At 68.9% G+C, this 9,918-nt stretch carries 10 protein-coding genes and 1 pseudogene; 7 read left to right on the top strand and 4 right to left on the bottom strand.

Annotated elements, in window-relative coordinates; genetic code table 11:
• Positions 1-187: 187 nt before the first annotated feature.
• From ABD327_RS31145 to rsgA, 3 genes and pseudogenes are all read right to left on the bottom strand, one after another.
• The gene (locus ABD327_RS31145) at positions 188-697 is read right to left on the bottom strand and encodes a GNAT family N-acetyltransferase (protein ID WP_344455871.1); all 510 of its coding nucleotides are present in this window, start codon (positions 695-697) and stop codon (positions 188-190) included.
• A gap of 351 nt (positions 698-1,048) precedes the next feature.
• A pseudogene (locus ABD327_RS31140) lies at positions 1,049-1,456 on the bottom strand (SAM-dependent methyltransferase); the annotation flags it as partial.
• Positions 1,457-1,503: 47 nt separating this feature from the next.
• The gene (gene rsgA, locus ABD327_RS31135; RefSeq protein ID WP_344455868.1) at positions 1,504-2,478 is read right to left on the bottom strand and encodes a ribosome small subunit-dependent GTPase A; all 975 of its coding nucleotides are present in this window, start codon (positions 2,476-2,478) and stop codon (positions 1,504-1,506) included.
• Between the two features lie 1,049 nt (positions 2,479-3,527).
• On the opposite strand from rsgA, the gene ABD327_RS31130 reads away from it, so the two are divergent.
• Together ABD327_RS31130 and ABD327_RS31125 are read left to right on the top strand one after the other, a co-directional pair.
• Complete coding sequence (locus ABD327_RS31130; RefSeq protein ID WP_344455866.1) at positions 3,528-3,713, top strand: hypothetical protein; 186 nt, start codon at positions 3,528-3,530, stop codon at positions 3,711-3,713.
• A 253-nt stretch (positions 3,714-3,966) separates the two neighbouring features.
• A complete protein-coding gene (locus ABD327_RS31125) occupies positions 3,967-5,034 on the top strand; it encodes a mechanosensitive ion channel family protein (RefSeq protein WP_344455863.1) in 1,068 nt (355 codons plus the stop codon).
• Positions 5,035-5,119: 85 nt separating this feature from the next.
• Here ABD327_RS31125 and ABD327_RS31120 read toward each other — a convergent pair whose 3' ends face one another.
• On the bottom strand, positions 5,120-5,611 hold the full coding sequence (locus ABD327_RS31120; protein WP_344455861.1) for a hypothetical protein: 492 nt from the start codon (positions 5,609-5,611) through the stop codon (positions 5,120-5,122).
• A gap of 217 nt (positions 5,612-5,828) precedes the next feature.
• Between ABD327_RS31120 and ABD327_RS31115 the strand changes: the two genes are divergently transcribed.
• From ABD327_RS31115 to ABD327_RS31095, 5 genes are all read left to right on the top strand, one after another.
• The gene (locus ABD327_RS31115; RefSeq protein WP_344455859.1) at positions 5,829-6,572 is read left to right on the top strand and encodes a hypothetical protein; all 744 of its coding nucleotides are present in this window, start codon (positions 5,829-5,831) and stop codon (positions 6,570-6,572) included.
• An 89-nt stretch (positions 6,573-6,661) separates the two neighbouring features.
• On the top strand, positions 6,662-7,498 hold the full coding sequence (locus ABD327_RS31110) for a helix-turn-helix domain-containing protein (RefSeq protein ID WP_344455856.1): 837 nt from the start codon (positions 6,662-6,664) through the stop codon (positions 7,496-7,498).
• Positions 7,499-7,502: 4 nt separating this feature from the next.
• The gene (locus ABD327_RS31105) at positions 7,503-7,910 is read left to right on the top strand and encodes a VOC family protein (RefSeq protein WP_344455854.1); all 408 of its coding nucleotides are present in this window, start codon (positions 7,503-7,505) and stop codon (positions 7,908-7,910) included.
• A gap of 86 nt (positions 7,911-7,996) precedes the next feature.
• A complete protein-coding gene (locus ABD327_RS31100) occupies positions 7,997-8,572 on the top strand; it encodes a hypothetical protein (RefSeq protein ID WP_344455852.1) in 576 nt (191 codons plus the stop codon).
• Between the two features lie 252 nt (positions 8,573-8,824).
• Positions 8,825-9,817 (top strand): DUF2637 domain-containing protein, encoded by a 993-nt coding sequence (locus ABD327_RS31095; protein WP_344455850.1) that lies wholly within the window; start codon positions 8,825-8,827, stop codon positions 9,815-9,817.
• Positions 9,818-9,918: the final 101 nt, after the last annotated feature.

Here is a 9,918-nt window from a genome sequence, read left to right as displayed (position 1 = left end):
CGCCCTGACCTGCTACAAGAAACTCGCCAAAATCACCACGTAGGACACTGTCTAAGGCTCCTTGATCTTGCGCGGCAAGATCCGGTCCATGGCCGTCGCGCTCCCTTCCAGGCCACTTGATGGGCGTGTGGATCGGGAAGGAGTCGTGGTGCCCGGGAGAGATGAGTCGCGGGCACCACGGGGTGTGTCAGACGCCGAAGGCGGCGGGGTACTGGATGGTGCCGGTCGGGATCGGGCGGGTGTCGTCGAGGGCCATGGCCATCATGGCCTCGTCGGGCACGTCGAAGGGGGCTCGGATGCCGAAGCGGGAGGCCGGGGTGAAGCCGAACCGCGGGTAGTAGTCGGCGTGGCCCAGGACGAGGACCAGGTTCTCGCTCCGGGACCTCGCGGCGTCCAGGGCGGCGCGGATCGCGGCGGAGCCGGCGCCGGTGCGCTGGGCCGAGGGCGGCACCGCGCACGGAGCCAGGGCGAGGGCGGGCACGCCGTCGACGTGGCAGCGGGTGAGCAGCGCATACCCGACCGGGGTGCCGTCAGAGGCGGTGGCGACCATGGACAGGCCGTCGATCCACGCCTTCGGATCGGCGCGCAGGGCGTCGACGAGGTCGGCTTCCAAAGCGGTGGGGAAGGCGGCGAGCAGGATGTCGCGGATGGCGGGGACGTCCTCGGTGGTCTCCGGGCGGGTGGTCCAGGTGGTCATGGTGATCTCGTTCTCGTTGGGGTCGATGGTGTGGTCGTGGGGGTGGAGGATGTAGGCGGCGTAGTCGTAGTCGCTGCCGTGCTCTCGCCGCATGGCGATCTCCGCCTGGGTCGCGGCGAGTGCCTCCGCCATGCCGGGCTGCTGCGGATCCGCTTGGGTGATCCGTTGGATGAGCGGGGTGTAGTACTCGTCCCACCAGTCGCTTTCCGGCAGCGGCCAGTGTGCGTGGAGGCGGTAGCCGACGGCCTGCGCGGCGCCGGTGTTCGCGGCGAGGGTGCGCAGCGGGTAGGCCGCGTCCCAGTACGCGCGGACGGGTGCGGCCGGGTCGGCCACGGTCCATTCGATCTCGGTGACGACGATGACGCCGCCGGGGGCGAGCAGGCGGTGCCAGGCGCGCAGGGCATGGTCGAAGCCGACCGTGTAGATCGACCCCTCGGCCCAGATCACATCGAAGCTGTGATCTGGAAACGGAAGCCGGTCCATCGAGCGGTTGACGACCGTGACCCGGTCGGCCAGGCCCCGGCGTGCCGCCTCGGCCGCGAGGCCGTCCAGGAACGGCTGGTGCAGGTCGACCGCGGTCACGTGCGCACCGGCTTCTTCTGCCAGCAGTAGCGTGGCACGGCCGGGGCCGCAGCCCGCGTCCAGCACCCGCGGGCGCTCGGGCAGCGGCCCGGCCGCCTCCAGCAGGCGGCGCGTGGTGGCGTCCGAGCCAGGAGCCTGCCGGGGCAGGTCGTGGTGCAGGGTGAAGAACGCCTGCATCACCGGGTCGCTGCTGCGGGAGTGGTCGGGGATGTCGGTGTCGTTCATTACTGGCGCTCCCGGAACTGGTAGGTGGCGCGCAGGTGCCGCGTAATTTCCTTCTTGGTGGCCTCGCGGTCGGCGCGCAGCCGCGCGTCGGTGCGGGAGGCGGCGTAGGTGTTCTCCCTCAGCAGCCGCTGGTAGCTGTCCAGCCGGCGCTGGGGAATCTCGCCGGCCGCGACGGCGGCCAGGACCGCGCAGCCCGGTTCGCTCACATGCGCGCAGTCCGTGAATCGGCAGCCTTGCGCGAAGTGCTCGATCTCGGCGAAGGTCTGCTCAAGCCCGTCCTGGGCATCGTGCAGGCCGATCGCGCGCAGCCCGGGGGTGTCCAGCAGGACGCCGCCGCCGGGCAGCGGGAGCAGTTCTCGCCACGCGGTGGTGTGCCGGCCCTTGCCGTCCACCTCGCGCACGGCGCCGGTGGCCAACCGCTCCTCGCCCAGCAGCCGGTTGCCCAGGGTGGACTTACCCGCCCCGGAGGGACCGAGTAGCACGATGGTGCCGGTCAGGGCGGCGATCAGGGTGTCCAGGCCCTGCCCGGTCACGGCACTGGTGACCAGCACGTCCGCCCCGGGAGCCACCTCGGACACCTCGTGTGCGGCCGACTGCGCGTCGGCGCACGCGTCGGCCTTGGTGAGCACCACGAACGGCCGGGCTCCGCTCTCCCAGGACAGGGCGAGCATGCGTTCGGTCCGGGCGTGATTGAGCGGGGAGGCCAGCGACACCGTCACCACCACCGTGTCGACGTTGGCGGCCAGGACCTGGCCGTGCGAGGTACGCGAAGCAGACGAGCGCACCAGGGCGGTGCGCCGCTCCAGTACCGCGTCCAGCACCGGTGCATGGCCGGTGGCAGAGGGGTGCAGGGCCGCCCAGTCGCCGGTGCACGGCGCAGACAGCGGATCACCTTGACCGGTGGTGCGGGGGATCTGCGCACGGACGATTCCGGCGGCCGTGATCGCTTCGCACGAGCCGCGTTCGGCTCGCACGATACGGGCCGGGATCAGCCCGGCAGCGTGATGGGGTGCGAAGGCGCGCTCATACGCCTCGTCCCAGCCGTAGTCCGCCAGGGAATACGGCTGAGCATGATGAAAGAAAGGTCGAGACAACGTAGAGACCCTTGAACAGGGGCCCCGATCAGCACGGAATGCCGCCTCCCGTGAGCCGCCAGGGCTCCAACGGGGGCATCAGTGTCAGGTCAGACCGGAACCCGGGACGTGAGGATGGTCCGGAGGGCGCTGCACACGGCAGCAGCCTTTACGGCAGTCATCAACTCACCCCCCATTTCTGGTCCCGCAGCCGACCTGGTTGTCACTGCGCGGTCGATCCTAACACGTGTCTTTCCACACAAGACGTAACCGCTCGGGCAGAGCAGCGACGGGCAGCTCAGCTCCTGCGGCGGGCGGCCGGGTCGCGTGCGGCCACATGCCGCGACCGCGTCGACGCTAGGGCGGCGTAGCGCTCCAGGGGAGACTGTCACCACCGTCATGCGGAGCTGCTTTGCGTCTGGTGACACCGAACCGAGCAGGTCCCTTCCGGGACGAGACCAACAGGAAGAGGGCGTCGCGACGCCGATAAGCGACCGACGGAGGCACTACGGCCAACGCCACGATGGGCAACAGGCAGGGAAGGGAGGCCGGCGGGAGTGTGCGAGGGGCGCGCCGGAGCCGGTGCGGCCCTCCCGGTGAGCATGACGACGTTCCGTGTTGTGGAGCGGAACGGCTGATTCCCGGCCCGGTTCCACCCATGGTCGAGGCGGAGACGGCCTCCGGCTGGTCTCGGCTTCATCGCCTCGCTCCGTAAAGCCACGTCAGTGACCTCGAGATTTGAAGACGGCTTCTTGTCAACGCTCTCGATCGTGTGATCCTTGAGCCGTCCACAATGGTCGATATCTCGGGAATTTCCAGGTTTTCTGGCATTCTTTTTCCAAGTCAGCCGTCCTTTGGATCATGGACGATATGCCGCAGTGGGACAGCGATCTTGCCGGGCCCGGACCGAACGAGAGGCGCGAGAAGTCGCGTTCCGCCAGGCGGTATGGATGCCGGAGGAACAGCGTTCGGCGGCTGTACGGCCGAGCGCGGTGATGTCGCGGCCGCCCGGTGAACCGCTGCGCGGTGCTCCCTTCACCGGGCAGAAGGTCGAGGGCCTGGCGGCGGTGCGCCGGATGCACGTCGCGGTGCCGCCGGATGTCCTGGCCGGCCTCCCGGCTGCGGGACTGTCGTAGGCCCCTTGCGCTCGCTTGGCTGCTTTCCTGGACAGGTCGTCTTTCTCTCGGTCACGGGTTCTCGAACGGCGAAGGGGCGGACGTCCTTCGCCGAGCAGGTGCTCTGGCTCTGGGGCGCCTCTCGGACCGGGTCGTGTTCGAGGCCGGCTCCTGCACAAAAGTGTTATTTGTCGCTTTTTTAGGGGTTCGGGAGGCGAGGGTCGCTTGCATAGTGTGAATGGGCATGAAGCCCTCTGAAGATCCCACTTCGACCATGATCGGACCGCCGCTGGCGCTGACGATCGTCCTCGTGGCGATCGGGCTGGTGCTCGTGAGCGGAAGGGTGCTCGGCCGAAGGCTGGAACGCAGGATGCCGCAGATGTCGCGTCTGGTGAGTCAGACGACCGTGCCCGGCGTGTTCGTCACCGGTTCGCTCACCTCCCGCGCGACGTTGAAGACGATGCGCGTCGACACCGAGGACGGCACGGTCTCGTTGAGCGCCCATCTCTTCGGTGACGCCGCCCGGGCCGTCGACCACTCGATCCTGCTGGTCCTCATCGCCTCGATGGCCTGGCTCGTCATCCGGATCGTGCACGCCGTCATGCGGGCGGTCGTCAGCGGCGTGGAGGACTCGCGCGGGTTCGCCAGCACCCGCGCCAAGCGGGCCCGCACCCAGGTGATGCTGGTCAACCGGGTCGTGACGGCCGTCGCCGTCGTCATCGCCCTCGGCTGGATGCTGTTCACGTTCGACGCGGTGCGCGGCATCGGCGCCGGAGTGCTGGCCTCCGCCGGCCTCATCGGCATCATCGCCGGTGTCGCCGCGCAGAAGGCCATCGGGAACCTGTTCTCCGGAGTCATCCTCGCCTTCGGCGACGCCCTGCACGTCGACGACGTGATCGTCGTCGACGGCTACTGGGGGAAGGTCGAGGACCTGACCCTCAACACCGTCGTCGTCCAGGTCTGGGACGGCCGCCGCCTGATCCTGCCGGTCTCCTACTTCACCGAGCGGACCTACGAGAACTGGACGATCCGCAACGAGGCCATCATCGGCACCGTCCTCCTGCGGGTCGACTGGACGGTCCCGGTCGCCGACCTGCGCGCCCGGTTCTCGGAGTTCGTCCAGGCCCACCCGCTGTGGGACGGCGAGATGTGGAACCTCGCCGTCACCGACGTCCAGGAGAACGGCCTCATCGAGGTCCGCGCCGCGATGAGCGCCGCCGACGGCTCCGCCTCCTGGGACCTGCGCTGCGACGTCCGCGAGCACCTCGTCTCCTGGATCCGTGAGAACCACCCGGACAGCCTGCCCCGGATGCGCACCGGCTTCCTGCCCGAATTCGTCTGACATCCGGCCGGGCCGGAGCAGTGCCCGGAAACGCCGGAGTGGCGGTCACGTTCCGGCGTGGCCGCCCCTCCCCGTCATGTGAGCGTCAGTTGAAGCAGCGGATGGGAGTGAGGGCCAGGCCCAGTTCGTAAAGCCGGTTGGAGCCGTCGAAAAGGAAGAGGTAGAGGGCCTTGCGGTTGCCGGGGACGCGGACGGAGTGGACATTGGGTCCGGTCTTGAGGCTGGGATAAGCCTTCTTCACCTTTTTGAACTTGTCGCCGAGTTTGATGCCCCGCGGGGTCCTCATGGATTTGTCGGCGAAGAGGGCGGTGACGCCCCGCTTCTTCTCGTAGTAGGCGCTCGCCTTGGTGCCCTTCAGGATGAATGAGCCGCAGGCACCCTGGACTGGCGGTTTGGTGATTTTAGTGATCAATCCGGTCTTTCGGGCTGCTTTGAGGCTCATGCCGAGCTTGACGCGTCCGTAGCCCTGGGGGCCGAAGGAGGCGGCGCGGTCGCCGGGCAGGGCCGAGGCCGGGGCCGCGAGCAGGGCGGCTCCCAGGATCGCGGCGGTGAGCAGGGAGAGGAGGCGCCGCATCATGTGCGTCCTTGTCGTCGGGTATCGGGGGGTTGGAAAGAAATACTAAGGAGTGCCCGGCAAGGAGGAGAAGGGGGAATAGGTGTGGCGAGCCATTTCTCTGGTGTTTTGTCGAGTAAATCAATGGTCAATGGGATGGGTCGTTGATTTGTTCGTTCCCCGGCGGGGATAGATGTCACGGATTCGAGGCTCCGAATCGTTCGTCATTCGAGGAGAATTCGTGAGAATTACCAGAGGTCTGGCGTGGGTGCTGCCGGGGGTGGCGCTCGCCGGGCTGGTCGCCGTGGTGCAGACGCCGGAAGCGGCCGCGGCCCGGCCCGCCGACCGGTGGGGGGTCATCGGACGCAACACCTACGGCTCGCCGAGCGCCGAACTGCGGACGGGTCCGTACGGGCGCACCGGGCCGGAGTTCCCCGCCCTGCAACCGCCGCCCTACGGGAGGGGCAGCCTGGGACTGACCGTCGACGACGGAGAGAAGATCGCCTTCGGCAACGAGACGGACTTCGCGAGGACGCCGCTGCGGCGGATCCGGTCCGTGAAGTACTGGATCTTCACGGGGATCGACTCCGGCACCTCCACCATCAGGCCGTCCTTCTCCATGGAGGTCAACCCCAAGATCGAGAACCTGCCCTACACGACCCTGGTCTACCTGCCCGACGTGTCCCTGAGCCCTTCCCGGCCCGTCACGCATGACTTCCGCAACGTGTGGCAGCAGTACGACGCCACCGCGCCCGGCAACCGCTGGGGGTCGTCGCGGTCCATCGACGGCACCACCACCTGCACTCTGAGCAACCCCTGCTCGTTCGACACACTCAAATCCAAGATGCCGAACGCGGTGATCAGCTACAGCGTGGCCATCCAGAAGGGCACGGACGACGCCTTCGTCGGGGCGGTTGACGGACTCCAGATCAACAACAGCCTCTTCGACTTCGAGCGCTCGGGAGTGCACAGAAGGCCGTGCTGAAGCATCTCTGGCGGAAGCCGGCCGGGTCGTCCCCGGACCCGGTCGGCTTTCATGCGTGAACTGTCGGAGGGTGTGCTTAGCGTAGAGGGATGGAGATGGTGTCCCGGGTTCCCGGGGAAGGACTCCGCGGCCGGGTGGCGAGGCTCCACGGATACAGCCAGGGTCCAGGGGCGCCGCGGGTGCACCGGGGTGTGCCCTCGCCCTGGCTGACGGTGGTCGTGGCGTTCGAAGAGCCGGTGCGGATGTTGGAAGGGGAAGGCGTCCGGGACCTCGGGGTGGTCCTCGGCGGGCTGCACACCGAGCCGGTGCTGATGGCGCAGGAGGGGCGCCAGTCGGGGATCCAGATCGGGCTCAGCCCGCTCGGCGCGCGTTCGCTGCTGGGGGTCCCGTCGGGCGAGCTGACGGGAGAGGTCCTCGCGGGCGAGGAGATGCTCGCCGGAGCGGCCGAGCTGAGGGAACGGCTGGTGGACGCCCGGGGCTGGCCCGAACGTTTCCGGATCGTCGAGGAATTCCTGCTGCGCGGGGAACGGCCCGATCCGGGAGTGGACGACGAGGTCGTCCGGGCGTGGCGGCGGCTGCACCGGACGGGCGGAGCGGCGCGCGTCGAGGAACTGGCCCGGGAGGTGGGATGGAGCGCCCGGTATCTGCGCCGCCGGTTCCGCGCGCAGGTGGGGTTGTCGCCCAGGGCCGCCGGACGGGTGATCCGGTTCGACCGGGCGCGGATGCGACTGCAGGAGGGGGTGGGGGTCGGGCGGAAGCCGTGCCTGGCGGAGGTGGCGCACGGTTGCGGGTACGCCGACCAGCCTCACTTCACCAGGGAGTTTCGCGAGCTGACCGGGCTCTCCCCGCTGCGCTACCTGGAGAGCGAGTTCGGGGAGGGGGTCCGGTTCGTTCAAGACGGGGAGGGGAGCGGGAAGGGAGGGTGAGTCCATGACCACACCACGACCGCAGGTCTGGCCCGCGTTCAGGGCCAGGGACGCACGCAGGATGATCGCTTTTCTCGTCGAGGCGTTCGGGTTCGAGGAGACCGTCGTGCACGGGGAGGGCGACATCGTCCACCACGCGCAGCTCGACTGGCCGCTGGGCGGGGGCGTCATGCTCGGCTCGGTACGGGACGAACCGGGGGACGTCTTCGCCGTGGCGCCGGGGGGCCTCGGCGCCTATGTCGTCACCGACGAGCCGGACGCGCTCTACGCCAGGGCCGTCAAGGCGGGGGCGACGGTCGTCCGGGAACTGGGCGACACCGACTACGGTTCGCGGGACTTCATCGTCCGCGACCCGGAGGGGAACCTCTGGTCCTTCGGGACGTACCGCGGGGAGCCGCGAAAGGAGAGCTGAGGCAGAGCTCCGGCAGCCAGTGATGTCTGTCCGGGTTCGTTGGTAATTCTTGGTGTTGCCGATGGTTTCGTGGGCACCGTTGGGATATGAGCGTCACCCGTCTCGCCCAGATCGCGGTGTCCACCGAAGCCGTCAACGACCCGGCGGTCGAACATGTCCCCGCCGCACGTCCCGCGTACGGCGGGGACAGCGCGTTGAACCGGATCGCGGAGTTCATCCCGGCCGAGGTGATCGGCGTCTACACGGCGCTGTGGGGGCTGACCGATCCCGGCTCCGCCGCCGCCAAGTGGGCGGTGTTCGGTGTCGGACTGGCTCTGGTGCCCGTCGTCTTCGTCCTGACCTACATGGTGAGCCGCAGGCGCGCGGCCGCCGCGGGCGCCGGCGTCCGGCCCGAGCGGAGCCTCCGGGTGAGCCTGCCGCTGCTGGCGTTCGCGCTGCTGGCGTTCGTCGCATGGGCGGCCGCGATGCCGGGCAACCCGTTCACGGAACTCAGCGAGCACGCCCTGCGCTTCGGCGGAGGCGCCGTCCTGGTGCTGGGCCTGCTGCTGCCGATGGCCGCGGAGGCGCTGGGGCTCGCCAAGTCCGCGCCGGACCCGATCGAGTCGGCTCCGGCCGAATCGACGCCGTCCGGGCCGGTTCCCTCCGAGTCCTCTCCGTCCTGATCGGACGGTCGGCACCGGAACCGCTCTGACCTGAACGATCCGGTGGGACGCTCCCGGACGTGGACGTCGAGCCGGATCGGTGTGCGCAATCGGACCCCGTGGAGCGGGGAGTTGTGCTTCGATGCCCTCCATCCTCCTCCGATGGGTCGGTTGAGCAACGAGTCGGACAAAGAAGTTGAAGTTGACTCCTGACCCTCAAGCGGAGGGATATCCTCCTCCAAGGTCATCTCAAGAGTCGAGTGGAGTACCCGCATGAGCGCCGTCTTCAAGGCCAAAACCGTAACTCGATGGGCTGCGGTGGGTCTGATGGCCGCCGCGGTCCTCATCGCGACGGGCGGAGGATTCGCGCAGTCCTACTCCGGCCTGCACGACTGGGCGCTGGAGCACGGTCTGACCGGTTGGAAGGCGGCCTCCTTCCCGCTGCTGGTCGACCTCTTCATCATCGTCGGCGAGCTCGGCCTGTTCCTGCTCGCCCTGGACGCGTACGCCATCCGCAAGAGCCTGCTCAGCTGGGTGGACTTCATGCTCCCGCTGTTCATCGCGCTCGCCGGCTGGACGGCATCGCTGGTGTTCAACATCGGCCACGTGCTGAACAAGGAGTTCTCCTACCAGGCGACCGCTGCGGTGCCGCCGATCGTGTCGATGCTCGGCCTGTTCGTGCTGCTGCGGACGCTGCACCGGTACGTGGTGCAGATGCCGGAGATGGAGGCGGAGCACGAGAAGGCGCTGGCGGCCTCGCTGGAGCCGCGCCAGATCACCGCGAGCGCCGTCCGGGTCGCCGAGCTCGAGGCGCCCGCCGGGCAGATCGCCGACCCGATCGTCGACGCCGCCAAGGCCGCGGAGAAGACCGCGGAGCGCATCCCGGAGGCGGTTCCCGCCGCCGCGCCGGAGACCCCCGCCGAGCAGACCTTCGTCGACCTGCTGCCCGCCGTCGAGGAGGAGAAGTCCTCCGACCTCAAGCCGCAGCCCGACCCGACCAGCATGCGCACCATCGTCACCGAAGCGCTCAACCGCCACACCGGTGACATCGCCAAGGCCTGCGAGGACCTCGCCGCCGAGGGTTACGCCATCGACCGTTCCGAGGTCGCCAAGATCCGCGAGAACCACTGGTTCCCGTACTTCGCCTACCGCCTCGTCGCCAAGCACGGCCCCGACGGCAAGCTCGTCGCCCAGGAGCTGACCGACCTCGGCGTCGAGTTCGACAAGGTCGCCCTCCGCGACCTCGTCCGCAACTGGCGCGCCTGACCCGCACCCCGCACCCCGCACCCCGCACCCCACGCCCCGGAGCACGACGAAGGCCGGGCGGCTCCCCAGGAGCCGCCCGGCCTTCGTCGTGCTGTCGTGCT

The sequence above is a fragment of the Actinocorallia aurantiaca genome (assembly GCF_039533685.1).
Lineage (GTDB): Bacteria > Actinomycetota > Actinomycetes > Streptosporangiales > Streptosporangiaceae > Actinocorallia > Actinocorallia aurantiaca.
Note: the sequence above shows the minus strand (reverse complement) of the source record. Positions and strands in the feature narration are given on the sequence as shown.